11 protein-coding genes are annotated in these 15,587 nt (G+C 37.7%); 5 read left to right on the top strand and 6 right to left on the bottom strand.

The genetic code is table 11. The features are described from left to right. Nucleotides 1-138 precede the first annotated feature (138 nt). Both R2Q94_RS08675 and R2Q94_RS08670 read right to left on the bottom strand, forming a co-directional pair. Nucleotides 139-345, bottom strand: coding sequence for a hypothetical protein (locus R2Q94_RS08675; protein WP_316821066.1), 207 nt, complete (start codon nt 343-345; stop codon nt 139-141). A 161-nt stretch (nt 346-506) separates the two neighbouring features. Then, complete coding sequence (locus tag R2Q94_RS08670) at nt 507-2,135, bottom strand: ABC1 kinase family protein (protein ID WP_316821065.1); 1,629 nt, start codon at nt 2,133-2,135, stop codon at nt 507-509. Between the two features lie 435 nt (nt 2,136-2,570). On the opposite strand from R2Q94_RS08670, the gene R2Q94_RS08665 reads away from it, so the two are divergent. Both R2Q94_RS08665 and R2Q94_RS08660 read left to right on the top strand, forming a co-directional pair. After that, nucleotides 2,571-3,338, top strand: a complete 768-nt coding sequence (locus tag R2Q94_RS08665) for a DUF2625 domain-containing protein (RefSeq protein ID WP_316821064.1) — start codon at nt 2,571-2,573, stop codon at nt 3,336-3,338. Between the two features lie 64 nt (nt 3,339-3,402). Then, on the top strand, nt 3,403-5,139 hold the full coding sequence (locus R2Q94_RS08660; protein WP_316821063.1) for an amidohydrolase: 1,737 nt from the start codon (nt 3,403-3,405) through the stop codon (nt 5,137-5,139). 75 nt (nt 5,140-5,214) lie between these two features. Here R2Q94_RS08660 and R2Q94_RS08655 read toward each other — a convergent pair whose 3' ends face one another. Next, on the bottom strand, nt 5,215-5,625 hold the full coding sequence (locus tag R2Q94_RS08655; RefSeq protein ID WP_316821062.1) for a VOC family protein: 411 nt from the start codon (nt 5,623-5,625) through the stop codon (nt 5,215-5,217). A gap of 166 nt (nt 5,626-5,791) precedes the next feature. After that, nucleotides 5,792-6,175: a hypothetical protein gene (locus R2Q94_RS08650; protein WP_316821061.1), complete on the bottom strand. Its 384-nt coding sequence runs from the start codon at nt 6,173-6,175 to the stop codon at nt 5,792-5,794. On the opposite strand from R2Q94_RS08650, the gene R2Q94_RS08645 reads away from it, so the two are divergent. The 3 genes from R2Q94_RS08645 to R2Q94_RS08635 all read left to right on the top strand — a co-directional run bounded on the left by R2Q94_RS08645 (nt 6,174) and on the right by R2Q94_RS08635 (nt 11,160). Further along, nucleotides 6,174-6,923, top strand: a complete 750-nt coding sequence (locus tag R2Q94_RS08645; protein WP_316821060.1) for a pentapeptide repeat-containing protein — start codon at nt 6,174-6,176, stop codon at nt 6,921-6,923. The two genes, R2Q94_RS08650 and R2Q94_RS08645, sit on opposite strands and share 2 nt — an antisense overlap. A gap of 140 nt (nt 6,924-7,063) precedes the next feature. Next, a complete protein-coding gene (locus R2Q94_RS08640; RefSeq protein ID WP_316821059.1) occupies nt 7,064-8,323 on the top strand; it encodes a 6-bladed beta-propeller in 1,260 nt (419 codons plus the stop codon). A gap of 11 nt (nt 8,324-8,334) precedes the next feature. Next, a complete protein-coding gene (locus R2Q94_RS08635) occupies nt 8,335-11,160 on the top strand; it encodes an outer membrane beta-barrel protein (protein ID WP_316821058.1) in 2,826 nt (941 codons plus the stop codon). Between the two features lie 158 nt (nt 11,161-11,318). Here the strand turns inward: R2Q94_RS08635 and R2Q94_RS08630 are convergent, their stop codons facing one another. Both R2Q94_RS08630 and R2Q94_RS08625 read right to left on the bottom strand, forming a co-directional pair. Further along, nucleotides 11,319-13,538, bottom strand: a complete 2,220-nt coding sequence (locus R2Q94_RS08630; RefSeq protein WP_316821057.1) for an NADP-dependent isocitrate dehydrogenase — start codon at nt 13,536-13,538, stop codon at nt 11,319-11,321. Between the two features lie 302 nt (nt 13,539-13,840). Beyond that, nucleotides 13,841-15,475: an ABC-F family ATP-binding cassette domain-containing protein gene (locus tag R2Q94_RS08625; RefSeq protein ID WP_316821056.1), complete on the bottom strand. Its 1,635-nt coding sequence runs from the start codon at nt 15,473-15,475 to the stop codon at nt 13,841-13,843. Nucleotides 15,476-15,587 lie beyond the last annotated feature (112 nt).

Genomic DNA, 15,587 nt, shown 5'->3' with positions numbered 1-15,587 from the left:
TAAAATTGATGTCGATGCTACTCCCTTTACGTGTTTGTAGCATTTATCAAATCCAATAACCAATGTATGGTACGTATAAGAAAGCATTATCAATCACAAAACAGGATTATGAAGACAACACAAAATCTTCAAAAATGTTTATGCTTTCTGTGAATTTGCCAGCGCTCTTGCGCTCAGTCCGGCAGCAGAACTATCCTCCAGCACTGATCCTGTGTGCTTTACCTGCAATTGGTATCCGCCATTTAATGCAGAAATATGCTCATCAACCAGTAAGGATTCCAGGAAATCACCAACATGGGTCGTCAGGTCATTCTTATATTTATCATTGCAAAACTTCTTTAGCATCCAAAAATTCCTCCTTTCCTTTAGTAAAATTTAAAATGTTCATTTTCAGGAGATCAATATGCATACCAATCCCAGGTATCATGATTTTTTGACTGATCTCTAGGAATCCAATGGCCAAAATCTTCAAAAATCTGACAGAAATTCAGCTCATTATGAACCACTTACTTCTTTTTAAAGCACATCGGAATAAAAATACAAAGCGCAAGTATTAAACTAATAAGTAATGCGGTCATCGCAAGCACCGGCATATCATGAAGTTTAGGTGGCCGGTCTGCAGCAATCAAAATTGCGGAGCCGATCAATAAGCCCGATAAGATCAGCGCCATGATCAGCCTGTTCATCAGACTACCCATCATTTTTCTGGTAGATTCCAATTGCGGCACTTCCTGAATGACCTTTAATTCCCCATTATTTAACTTACTTAAGACCGATTGAAATTCTTCCGGCATCGTTTTCATTGCCTCAGTCAATGTTCTGAGTAGGTTGAGCGCATTTTTTTTCATTTCATCCGGACTGAGTTTCCGCAGCGCGATTTTCAAAATATATGGCCTTAAGCTTTCTACAATGTTCAAATCTGGCACCAATGCTCTGCCAATACCTTCAATGAGTACAATTCCACGAACCAACAGGTACAGGTGATCGGGCATCAGGATTTCATTTTGATTCAAAATATTAGAAAACTTTGTGAGCACTTCCTTGATGTCCATTTCCTGTAATGAAGCTCCTTCCAATAAGTTGAAAAAACCATGAATGTCGCGTTCAAGTTGATTTTCATCAGCTACATTAAATCGAATGGCCATTCTTTTTAGGGTCATGATCAATCTTTTTGCATCCTGAGCCATGAAATGCGAGATAAAATCTTCCAGCATTTCCTTCTCAATCGGCATCATACTACCCATAGATCCGAAATCAATAAAGGCAATCTGCCCTGTTTCCAGAACCATCAGATTTCCCGGGTGTGGATCTGCATGAAAGAAACCATGTTCCAATACCTGGATGAGGTACAAATCCAAGCCATTTTCAGCAATTTGCGCAGGCTTGAGTCCCATGCTGATTAAAGCCTGCTTATCGGTAATCTTAGCACCTTCAATGAATTCCATACAAAGGATATTATCATTTGAAAGCTCAGGAAATACCTTGGCGAGATAGATAGACCGATGTCCCTTAAAATTCCGGGAAAAACGTTCAATATTGTCGAGCTCGTTGACCAATGAAAGTTCATGAAAAATAGACTTTTCAAATGCTTCCAACACTTCCACGAGGTTAATCCTTCTGAATACATCGCTATAGCTGATGAGTACTTTGGCGATATCTTTCATGATCAGCATATCTGAAGTAACCACCTCCCGAATTCCGGGCCGTTTAATTTTCAGAATCACCTCTTGACCAGTGATCAATGTCGCTTTATAAACCTGAGCGATTGAAGCGGAAGCAAATGGTATTTCATCTATTGCGGAAAAATAGAGCTCAGGATCTATGTTTAGCTCTTTACTGATTAAATCCCTTACCTCAATCGGCTTTGCCTCTACATTGTTCTGTAACTTGCGCAGTTCCAGAATCATTTCCTTTGGCAACAGATCTTCTCTAATGCTGAATGCTTGTCCGAATTTCACATAGGTTGGGCCAAGCTCTTCTAAAGTCATCCGAATCCGCTCATAAACTGTTAGAGAGGTGTATTCATTGTGCTGATCATGATTGGTATAATTTAACAATTCCCCAAATCCATATTTCGCCAGGATTTTGACCAATGAAACAGTTCTTTTGAGTTTTTTCTTCTGATTTGCCATCATATAGACCCGGTATTTTTCGTTAAACAACAATCAAATATCTGGCCATTGTTTAAAAGAGGCGGGAAATTAAACTGCAAAATGCAGCATAGTAAAAAATGAAAAATAACTCAGGAAGAGTTCGTATAGAGTTCGGAGAGAGATGCGGGTTCAGTAGGGGTTTGGAAGGAGTTCAGAAAGAGTTGCCCTAGGGTTGGTTTAGGGTTTACCTATCTGAACCCCTACCGAACTCCTAGTCAACCCCTACTGAACCTCAACCTCTTTGAGATTAAAAATCCTTCATTTTTCAGCTAATGCTACTTCATTTTTAATTAGGATATGTTGATTTCTTAAAAAATGGACTAAATTCAATATCGCTTATTTTTCTTCGGAAGAAAATCAAGTTAGAAGAGCAGATTTGAATTCTAAGCAATATCTTTGATGCAAATATCTATAAGTATGAAAAGCATCCTAAAAACCCTCTTCATCATCGGACTGACGCTGTTTTCGCTGAGCAGTTTTGCCCAAAATAAAATGAAAAGTCTGGATGAATTAACAAATACTACAGATCCGGCATGGCCATTGGTTCAAAAATGGCTGGATTCGGCAAAGAATAAAGTACAAATTCTGGAAGTGGATACCGCGCTTGCCAACAAGGCGCTATATCAATCTCAGCTCTCTACATATACTACCTTGGCTGCGGTAATCTACCATACTGGTGGAATAATGGTGGACAATGGCTGGTTGCGGATTTTAGGTTCTGGGAATGCGAAACTCAATCGTTCTGTGCCAGAATGGAATAAAGGAAAATCTATTCAGGAATATGGAGATCAGCCTGATTTTTACCTGGTAGCGGACGATGCGATTGGCGGTTTCTTTGCCATCAATTATGGGGCTTTTAGTTCTGATTTGAAAACAGTTTATTATCTGGCTCCCAATAGTCTGAAATGGGAATCTTTAGGTCTCGGATACACCGAATTCCTGCGCTTCTGTCTGAATGGTGATCTTGCTGATTTCTACAAAGGGCTAAGATGGTCTACCTGGGATCAGTTTATAGCCAACCTTGATGGCAACAAATCTTACAGTTTCAGGCCCTACCTTTGGTCGGAAAAAGGGATGGATATTGAAAAAGTCTCCAGAAAACTGGTACCAACAGAAGAGCTCTACCAATTTAATCTGACTAAGCAAAAGGAGCTTAACCCTTCGGGCGCAATTGAAAAATATTAAAACAAATCGCTTCTGAAAAATGTATAGCTATTAAGCACCAACCTGTGTTAAATAAATATACATTATGAAGAAAACATACTATTTCCAACTGCTCATTGCCGGGCTGTTGTTTAGCTGTCAGAGCAAAACAACAGGCGATAAGGGGGATGCCATTTACTTCGGCGGCCCTATTTTAACCATGGAGGATGCAGAACCTACTGCTGAAGCGCTTGTTGTAAAAGATGGTAAAATTTTATTTACCGGAAAAAAAGCAGAAGCCGACAAATTTGTAGATGATAAAACTGAGGTTCATGATTTACAAGGAAAGACCTTAATGCCTGGTTTTATTGATGCGCATGGTCACCTGACCTCCAGAGCAGGAATGGAACAGGCCATCGATCTTGGAGCTGCCCCTTACGGTACCGTAAATTCTATTCCGGATATGCAGGCCACCATCAGGAAATACATCCAGGATCATCCAATGCCAGCAAATACCCCATTGCTAGGCAATGGTTATGACGATGCTTTAATGGTAGAACATACCAATCCAACATTGGAGCAAATGGACGCGATTTCAAATACCCATCCTATTATAGCCTTGCATGCATCGGGGCATGTGAGTGTGGTAAATACTGCGATGTATAAATTCCTGGGCATACCGGAAACGGTTAAAGATCCTCCTGGCGGGCATTATGGCCGGGATAAAAAAACAGGTAAACTCAATGGGAAACTAGAAGAGAACGCCAATTTCATGGCTTTAAATAAATTGATGACCATGATGCCGGTTCCAAAAGTAAAACCTGGAGAAGAATCGCAAGCCATGCAAAATCTGATGAAAGCGCAGGGAGAATGGTTGAAATACGGACAAACCACGATTTGTGATGGCAGAACAATGGGTGAAAGTATACCACTCCTAAGAGAGGCCGCAGCTAAAAAACTACTGGTTGCAGATGTGGTGTATTTCCCGGACTATGATATGTATAAAGACAAGATCGATGATTTTAAACCGGAATACATGAAATATACCGATCGTTTAAAATTAGGTGGTTTTAAATTTTCTTTAGATGGTTCACCACAGGGAAAAACAGCCTGGTTAACTATTCCATACTTTGTACCTCCGGTTGGAGCAAGTAAAGATTACAAAGGATTTCCCGCCTTTACAGACCAGTTTGTGTACGATGGACTGAAAAAAGTATTCCAACATGGATTTACGGCGCAATTGCATGTAAATGGTGATGCAGCGATTGACCAGGCTCTTGGTGCTTTTAAAAAGTTAAAAGAAGAAGGCGTTTACAAACCTGAAATGCGCGCTACATTAATCCATGTTCAAAATAGCAGACCGGATCATATCCAGAAGATTAAAGATACTGGGGTATTGCCTTCGTATTTCTCTACCCATGTTTACATTTGGGGTGATTGGCATTATACCAGCGTTTTTGGACCTGAAAGAAGCCAGTTCTTAAGTCCGGCTAATTCTGCAAGAAAAGCTGGAATCAGCTTTACCATACACCATGATGCTCCGGTTACCCCTCCAGATTTACTGACTGCAGTGTATGCTGCTGTAAACAGGAAAACCCAATCTGGAAGAATCTTAGGGCCAGATGAGAAAATTACGCCAATGGAGGCCTTAAAGGCCATTACGATCAATGCTGCCTATCAATATCAGGAAGAAGACCGTAAAGGATCTTTGAAAGCAGGTAAGCTTGCAGATTTGGTGATTCTTGATCAGAACCCAACCACGATTGATCCTTTAAAAATAAAAGATATTAAGGTCAATGAAACAATTAAAGAAGGTAAATCTGTTTACAAACTAAAAATGTAAGTTTATTTTTTTATAATTCATAAAAACGGGCTTTCTGTTATGGAAAGCCCGTTTTTTTTTTATCAGATAAATTGCTTAATTCATAGAATGGAATCCGATGGCATTGCCTTCAGTATCCATACAGACACCGCAAAAACCATATTCTCCAATTGACATTTTTTCGTTCAACACCTTTCCACCTGCCCCTGCTACTCTTGAAATTTCTGTGGCACAGTCATCGCAACTAAAATAAACCAATGTACCTCCAAAGCCTGGTTTGAACATCGCGGATTTCACTATGGCGCCACTGGTTCCCGGAGCTGCCATATCTCCCGGAAAGAATAACATTTCCATTGAATCTTCGCAGTCCTTATCGAGGTCCATCCCAACGGGCAAAGGCATCTTTACCAGTTCAACTGCTAATACTGTCTCGTAGAATTTTTGTGCTCTTGCCATATCCTCTACGTAAATTTCTGTCCATCCAAATGGATTTTTTGCTGTGGCCATTGTCTTAAGTTTTAAATCATGAATACTTTAATGATTTTCATTCCACACTAATTTCCGAAAAACAACACAAATATCATGTGGTAAAACAAGACAAAAAAAAGGGGCATTCGAGTCCATCCACTAAATAGCTATGCCATCACTTTCAGGTACCACGAACACTGAACAGTTAAGAGTTCTCTGCCCTGAATGTATTGGACATTAATTTTCTGGGACGTTTCATTTTAAAAGGTTCCACACTTTTTGCACTCCCCTGTAGTTCCTGAGACTGGAATCTATTTTCTCTAATCGCTCTTGGCTTCTCTGCCCTATCTTCATCAGCCAATTTAACCGTAATTTTCCTGCCCTTATGTACCATGCCATTAATGGCTGCAATAGCTCTATCGGCACCTGCCTGGTCTTCCATCTCGATAAAACCAAAGCCTTTATGTCTTCCGGTATACTTATCGGTTAGTAAATGTATGCTGTGTATGTTTCCGTGGATACTGAAAATATCAACCAACTCCGCTTCCTGTATATCTAGTGAGTAACCCACCACAAATAATTTAATCATGCTCTTATTTAAAAATGCAAATTTAAGCTTTAATCCCACAATTAAAGAAATTGTATGCAGACCAACCATAGGCTCACAGCACAATTTTCCAGGTTGCGAGACGCATAATAAAACTACTTGTAAACAAATCAATCACTTGGTATCTTTGTTTATGAGCAATTCCAATGAAACTACAGTCCATGAAGGAAAAACATTTACCAATATCAATTATGCAGAAAAACGGTTGGAGAACCGGGAATTTATCCATTGTGAATTTGTAAACTGTGATTTTTCCCGGAGTGATTTAAGCCGCAATGATTTTATGAATTGTCGGTTTAAACAATGTAATTTCTCCCTTACAGTAGTAACAGGCACAGGCTTTAAAGAGGCGACCTTTACAGGTTGTAAGGTATTGGGAATAGATTTCTCAAAATGTAACAAGTTTTTATTTTCTTTTTCTTTTGAACAGTGTCAGCTGGATTACTCGACATTCTATGGTACCAAACTCAGAAAAACAAAGTTTACAGATTGTTCAGTTAAAGAAACAGATTTTGAGGAAGCAGATTTGACCTCCAGCATTTTTCATAACTGTGACCTTTCTGGAGCCACTTTTGTGAGGTCTGTTTTAGAAAAGACTGATTTCCGTACCGCTCGAAATTTTAGCCTGGATCCCGCGGTCAATAAAGTAAAACAAGCGAAGTTTTCCGCTATGAACCTCTCCGGATTACTTTATCAGTATCAGCTGGATATCGATTACAATGGCCACTAAACCAGAAATTAAACAAAAGGAAAACTTAGCGTTAACTAAGTAAATAATCAGAGATTAATTTTCATAAAAAGAGCACAAATAAGAGTATTTTTTATCATTTATATTTTTAATGTCAAAATAAGTAATATATTTAGACATCAATGAAATATTCAAATCTTCCTTTTACAGCGCTTTTTACGTTTTTAATTGGCGCTTTTTTTTATTCTTCAGCAACTGCACAAAGTAGTAAGATTGACAGCTCGGAAATGGTTACCATTCGTATTGACCCTGGAGCTGCCAGGGGTGCCAGGGTTTCTGAAGTTTTTGAGGAGGTAAATTTTATTCCATTAGAAACTACTAAGGAAAGCTTATTCGGATCTATAAATCAATTAGAAATCACTGAAAATTGTTATATCGTATTTGACTATGATACCAAATCCGTTTTAATTTTCAGCAAAGAAGGTAAGTTCAAAGCTAAAATAAATAGAAGTCAGCTCAAAAATGAGTCAGAAAAAGAAAACCAGGGCTTTTGGGGATTTTCTTTAAAACAGGAGAATAAACAAGACTTCATTAGAATAGCATCTGGGAAATACACAAATTATTTTGATCTGGATGGAAAACTGATCAAGAAAGTATCTGAAGATGATGAAGAGAATTTAAAATTCACAGATCACACCGAAATAAGAAACCATTATCTGCTCAAAAATAACAAAGACAGTTTATATTATCAGATAGGATTGCGCAAAGACAGTATTGATATCGCGCAATACTTCCCCTATGATCCTGCTAGATATGAAAATGATTTATTTTTAAGCGGAGGTTCTGGTCCAGCACTTTATGATAGTGACAGAGAAAATGAAAAATTCTACATTAATTATTACGATTATAATATATATAAGCTAACCTCAAAGAAAATGTTCTTGGCTTATCGTGTTTTTTTTCCAGCAATTCATTCCCTTCCAAAAGACTTTTCAACTAATCCAATTTATAAAAACAAGCGGCAAGAATATTTCAAAAAAAATCCAAAAGCAATTTACGCCATCAGCAATACTTATAAAATCGGGGATCAGTTGCTGGTAAAAATGCATGATATGGACCCGGGTAAAGAAAAAAAAGATGCCATCATCTATAATCTAAAGACAGCTGCTTTAACCTCTTTGGATGACCTGGAGCCAGATTCTTCCTCTTCTTTCCTACCGGTAACAGATTTGGGTTTCCATTATGATTTTGCGAATCGTGGTTTCCTAAAGTTCAACAAAAAGTACTTTTATACCAGTTATTCATCATTGGCCATGTTTACCTTTAAGGAACAAAGCGTAGACAAAAAACCTAAGTACAGCGCGCTGATGTCTAGTTATTTTAAAACAGAAAATAAGAAAAGTAACCCAGTTATCATTCAACTAAAACTCAAACAAAACTAGCGCTCCCCTCTATGCAGTTTTTTCGTACTTTATTTATAGCAATATTACTTGCTGTAACGATCATTAATGTCAATGCCCAAAAGATTGATTCACTTCAACTGGGTATAGTTAAAGGGATCTTACGCGACACCGTTCACAATTACGTATTAAAATCGGCCACAGTATCCATCTATAAGACAAAGGATAACAAGTTATTAAACTACCAGATCAGCAACAGTTATGGCGAATTTAATTTCAGTAAACTTCCTGTAAATACACCGCTAAAAATTGAAGTCAGTCATGTTGGTTATCAATTTTTTTTGAAAGAATTTACCATTCCTGTCGCAAAAAAAAACATGGATTTAAAGACCATGGTTATTAACCCAAAAGATGTTTCCTTACAGGAAGTCGTGATCTCTATACCACCCATTAGTATGAACGGTGATACGCTTGAATTCAACGCTTCCGCTTTTAAACTGGATAGTAATGCTGTAGTGGAGGATTTACTCAGAAAGATCCCCAATATCACTGTGTGGGGAGATGGACAAATTACAGTAAATGGACGTGAGGTAAAAAGTATATTAGTGAATGGAAAGCCTTTCTTTGGTGGTGATGCAAAGATCGCTACACAAAACATTGCCAAAAATGCATTAGAAAAAATTCAGGTATACAATACCGTAAAAGATAAAACCAATCCTTTGGATTCTACTCTTGAAGTAAATTTAAAGCTTAAAAAAGGAAAAGATATTGGTTACTTCGGAAAAATTGGAGCAGGTTTTGGTACCAATAAACGTTATGAATCAGATGCAAGTTTCAATATTTTCTCTCCAAAACTAGAGCTTGCCATCATTGGTGCCAGCAACAACATTAATAAAATTGCCAATAATGTCGGAACATTAATGAACAATAGTACGTTTAAAGGTGTAGGTACCAATGTAGAGTACCAACCGGATTTTAGAGTAACGGGTCTCAATAAAAATAATGCCGCAGGGCTTTCTTTTACCTACAATTTTATAGAAAAACCCAGCTACGAGAAAAAGAACAGCTTAACCTCCAATTATTTTATACAAAACAAAAACACTGAGATTTTAAACACCATACAAACTACAACACCCGTAAATGATGTCGATGTAATTACAGATAAAAACAGGAATAAAACCAATACGCTAAGTACAAATCATCGATTCGATTCAAGATACGACTGGACAGAAAACAACAAGACACTGGCAATTTCACAATCCTTATCTGTAAATGATGACGAAACCAATTCAGAGAGCCTTAGAAGCGCGGAGAAAGGCCAAAATAAAATAACGAGTACCAACAATGCCTTCAGCCAAAGCAACTATAAAAACTCGCGGTTTAACCTGAATGCTAATTTTATAATGAATCAGGATTACAGTAAACCTTCGCAAGTATTTAAAGGTTTTGATGCAACATACTACCTTGTCGCTACAGACAATAATAGTCAGCGTCTGAACTCAACCGAATTTAGGTCCTTTACGAATTCAGCATCAGACAAGAAGTTCAACCGCAAATATGCGAGTCAAAAGGAAGGTGTTAATCAAGAAATCAATTTAAGATTGCCTGGTTTAATATCGATGATTGCAGGTAAAAATGGATTGGCTGGAATAGAGCTTTCTTTGTCCAACAAATTGAACATTAACCAAAATAAAGATAAGAATAAGGTGCAGGATTTTGATGAGGACAGTCAGAATTACCAGAACAATACGTATTTGAGCAACCAGATTCAAACAAATGAAGTCCATGAAGTTCCAGGATTGAATTTCAGCAAAACATTCATCAAACGACTCTCCAATAGATTTAATAAGCGACTTACGCTTGAATTTGCTCCAAAACAACAGTTTATCCATCAAAATAACGAGTCCAATAAGGATATTCAAAACATTAAACGTAATTACAGTAAGTTTTTACCTGATGCTTCTGTCTCCTTCCATGACAATCAATATGGAGAATATTACAAAAGCTATGTCTTATCGTATAGGACAAATGTGCGCATTCCAAATATAAATCAGTTGGCACCATTAACAGATAGTACAAATCTCTACTATTTACAAAAAGGTAATTTGAATTTAAAGGAAGAAACAGAAACTAGCATCGCTTTTAATGTGAACCATAATGACCAAACCGGTAAAAACATTTTAAACTACGATATGAACTTAAATGCCGGTATGACTAAGCGTAGTATTGTAGATAGCGTGCTTATTGATGATCAAAATAGACGGACGATCTATTTTGTCAATGCTGAGGGCCATAGATACATTAATTTTTACGGAAACATCAGAAAAGCAATTAAATTTAAAACATCAGAACTTCAGCTGAGTTTACATTCCATTTTAAATACCTCAAGAAAGCCTGGTTACACCAATGGTATTTTTACGTTTTCAGGTAATTTCAATACCGACACTAGAATGAAACTGGATTATACCTATAACAGACATCTGGCAGTTGTAATTGAGCAAGTCTATTCCACGTACAAAACAAAGCAGGAAGCTTTTAGCACGAAATACAGTGGAAAAAACATAGCAACAAACCTGAGCTCCAGTTTTAATATCAACAAGAACCTAACGCTAAATACCAATATAAGTTTCAATACAAGTACAGCAACTGAAACTAAACCCGTTAATTTTACCATTTGGAACGCGAATACCACTTATCGTTTTCTCAAAGGCAACAATGCTGAAATTAAACTTTCAGCACTGGATTTACTTCGCCAGAACAGCAGCATAATTAATTATGGAAATGCAAATAGTTTTAGTGTAGGTACCAGGAATGTACTGGAGCAGTATTTCATGGTCACATTCTCCTACTATCCCCGCCAATTTGGAAAGAAAAAGTAATAGGTACCATACCTGCATAAAAAAAGCGATGAGGTAAAATATTTTTTTTACTTCATCGCTTTTTTATGTCATTAAAGATGATACTTTATTAAAGAGTTGCATTTCGAATTGCCCTAAATTTCCTTAGAGCAATTCGATGCCTTATAATTAACGATAGCTTACAAAGCAGCTAACGCAGTATTCAATGTTTCACTTGGACGCATTGCTTTTTCTGCCAATTCATCATTTGGATGGAAATAACCACCAATATTTTGTGGTTTACCTTGCGCAGCAATTAATTCAGCTGAGATCTTAGCTTCATTTTCAGTCAGTGTTTTAGCCAATGGTGCAAATCTAGCTTGTAAATCAGCATCTTTAGTTTGTTTCGCTAACTCCTGAGCCCAATATAAAGCCAGATAGAAATGAGAACCACGGTTGTCAATTTGTCCAACTTTACGGGCTGGTGATTTATCATTAGCAAGGAATGTTTCCGTTGCTGCATCTAAAGTCTCTGCTAAAACTAAAGCTTTTGCATTGTTTTGAGTTTGACCTAAATGCTCTAAGGAAGCACCTAAAGCTAAAAACTCTCCCAATGAATCCCAACGCAAATAACCTTCTTCAATAAATTGCTCAATGTGTTTTGGGGCAGAACCACCAGCACCTGTCTCGAACAAACCACCGCCGTTCATTAATGGAACGATTGACAACATTTTAGCAGAAGTTCCTAATTCTAAAATTGGGAATAAATCTGTTAAGTAATCACGTAATACGTTACCCGTAACAGAAATGGTATCTAAACCTTTTCTAATTCTTTCCAATGTAAATTTAGTCGCTTCAATTGGTGCAAGAATTCGAATATCCAGGCCTTCTGTATCATGATCAGCTAAGTATTTTTTCACTTTCGCGATGATCTCTCTATCATGCGCTCTATTTTCATCTAACCAGAAAACTGCTGGTGTAGCTGATAAACGAGCTCTGTTTACTGCCAGTTTCACCCAATCCTGAATTGGCGCATCCTTGGTTTGACACATGCGGAAAATATCGCCTGTTTCTACTTTTTGATCAAAGTAAACTTTTCCATCTGCATCTGTAACGCGGATGGTTCCGTTTGCTTTTGCTTGGAAAGTTTTATCATGTGAACCATATTCTTCTGCTTTTTGTGCCATTAAGCCTACATTAGGTACAGAACCCATCGTCGCTACATCAAATGCACCATTTGCCTTACAATCATCAATTGTTGCCGTGTAAACACCAGCATAACTGCGATCAGGAATTAAAGCTGTAGTATCCTGAGATTTACCCTCTTTATTCCACATTTGGCCAGAATTACGGATCATTGCAGGCATCGAAGCATCTACAATTACATCACTTGGCACATGTAGGTTTGTAATTCCTTTATCAGAATTCACCATGGCCAATGCCGGACCATTCTCGATTGCTTTAGCTAAATCCGCTTCAACTTCTGCTTGTTTAGAATGACCAGCAATTTTTGCATAAACATCACCTAAACCATTACGTGTATCAATATTTAGTTCCTTAAATAAATCCGCGTATTTGGTAAACACATCTGCGAAGTAAACTTCTACAATGGCACCGAAGATAATCGGATCAGAAACTTTCATCATTGTTGCCTTTAAGTGTGCGGACAATAAAGTTCCTTCTGCTTTAGTGGCTAAAATTTCTTTAGCTACAAATGCTTTTAAAGCAGATAAACTCAAAGCTGAACAGTCGATCACTTCACCTGCTTTTAAAGGTGCTAAACCTTTTAATTCAGCTACTCCACCATCTTCTGCAACAAATTCTATTTTGAATTGACTGGCTTCAGGGATGGTTAAAGATTTCTCCGAACCATAAAAATCACCTTCTGTCATGCTCGCTACACGTGTTTTAGAATCTGCAGACCAGGCCCCCATAGAATGAGGATTTACTTTCGCATAGTTTTTAACTGCTTTAGGCGCTCTACGATCTGAGTTACCCTCACGTAAAACAGGATTTACTGCCGATCCTAATACTTTGCCATATTTGGCTTTTATTGCTTTTTCTTCTTCAGTTTGTGCATTGTCCGGATAGTTCGGCAAAGCATAACCTTGAGATTGTAATTCTGTAATTGCTCCTACCAATTGTGGAATTGAAGCTGAAATATTTGGTAATTTGATGATGTTAGCCTCTGGCGTGGTTGCTAATGCACCAAGCTCTGCCAAAGCATCACCTATTTTTTGATCATCTTTTAAAAACTCAGGAAAGTTTGCTAAAATTCTACCTGCTAAAGAAATATCTCTTGTTTCTACATCAATACCTGCTGATGCGGTAAAAGCTTGTACGATTGGTAAAAGTGAATAGGTTGCCAACATTGGCGCCTCATCGGTTTTGGTGTAGATAATTTTTGATGTATTCGACATATTGATTTTTGCTTTATAAGATTAACTATTCGATAGATTTTTACTTGTAAACCTATCCATATTTTAAAATCGCCTAAATATAAAATAATCGATCGATTAAAGGAACATGCCAGTGTATTTTATAGTATTAAAATGGGGGACGAATTACATGTTTTTGACCAGTAGATGGCAGAAGGAGCTGAAGTAGTAAAAACAAAAAAAGCCTTAGATCTCTCTAAGACTTTTCAATGTCGACCATAAATGGTCATATTTTGAACACTCCTGTTAAACTCCAAAAGGAATGTTTATAGATAGCTCATTTTTTAACTTTGTTCGATTTCTTTTAAGCTGTCCATTTTCTTGTAAGCCAGGAAGCCTTTGATGTCCTCAAAATGCTCGCGTACACGTTTGTTGCCAAACTCGAATACCTTTTCTGCCAATCCATCCAGGAAATCACGATCATGGGATACCAGAATCAAAGTACCATCAAAGTCTTTAAGCGCATCCTTGATAATATCTTTGGTTTTCATATCCAAATGATTGGTTGGCTCATCCAGAATCAACACATTTACTGGTTCTAACAGCAACTTGATCATGGCTAAACGGGTTTTCTCTCCACCGGAAAGTACCTTTACTTTTTTCGTGATGTCGTCACCACTAAACATAAAGGCACCTAAAAGGTCTTTAACTTTGATTGTCCCGTCACTTAATGGAATCTGGTTAATGGTATCAAATACCGTCATGTTTTCATCAAGCAAGGCAGCCTGGTTTTGAGCAAAGTATCCAATTTTGGCATTATGACCTACTTTCAAATCTCCTTCAAAATCAATCTCGCCCATAATGGCTTTGATCATGGTAGATTTACCTTCACCATTTTTACCGACAAAAGCTACTTTCTCTCCTCTTTCGATCACCATAGATGCTTTTTGGAACACCACATGATCGCCATAGGTTTTAGTCAGCTCTTCTACAATTACCGGATATTGGCCAGAACGTGGCGAAGGCGGAAACTTCAATCGTAATGCGGAAGTATCTACTTCATCAATTTCAATTACCTCCAGCTTTTCGAGCATTTTCACACGCGATTGCACCTGTAGGGTTTTAGAATAAGTGCCTCTGAAACGATCAATAAATTCCTGATTATCGGCAATAAAACGTTGTTGTTCCTCGTAAGCCTTCAATTGATGCACACGACGGTCGGCACGCAACTGAAGGTAATGGGTATATTTAGCTTTGTAATCGTATATTCTACCCATAGTCACTTCTATGGTACGATTGGTAATATTGTCTACAAAGGCACGATCGTGGGAAATCACCATTACTGCTTTTGCAGAATTGATCAGGAAATCCTCCAGCCATTGAATACTCTCGATATCCATGTGGTTAGTAGGCTCATCCAGTAAAATAAGATCAGGCTTCTTTAATAAGATTTTGGCTAGTTCGATACGCATACGCCATCCCCCTGAAAACTCAGAAGTCTGTCTGGCAAAATCCTTCCGCTCAAAACCTAAACCTTTTAATACTTTTTCAACCTCTGCATCATAATTGGTCTCTTCAATTGAATAGAACTTTTCACTCAATTCAGAAACACGTTCGATTAGCTTCATGTAATCATCACTCTCATAATCCGTACGGATCGTCAGCTGTTCATTTAGCTCTTCAAGCTCTTTTTGCATCTGATTTACCTCTTCGAAAGCTTTCATCGTTTCTTCAAAAACAGTCACCTTATCCTCAGTAAGAAAATGCTGTGGCAAATATGCAATTACTGCGTCTTTTGGACCAGTTACGTTACCAGAAGTAGGTTTAGCCGCATTGGCAATGATTTTTAGGATGGTGGACTTGCCTGCGCCATTCTTACCCATAAGGGCAATTTTATCGTTTTCGTTGATTGAAAAGGTGACGTCGCTAAAAAGAGTGGTTCCGCCAAATGAAACGGAGATGTTATTTACATTAATCACAGTATGAAAGTATTGAGTTATTTGCAAAGATAAGGGAAAGACATTGGATTTTGATCTTGATTATGATCAAGCTGGGCAACATTTGAAATTAAACTAAAAAAGCCTTAGATTT

It is taken from the genome of Pedobacter gandavensis, from assembly GCF_032678465.1.
Classification (GTDB): Bacteria; Bacteroidota; Bacteroidia; order Sphingobacteriales; family Sphingobacteriaceae; genus Pedobacter; species Pedobacter gandavensis_B.
Note: the sequence above shows the minus strand (reverse complement) of the source record. Positions and strands in the feature narration are given on the sequence as shown.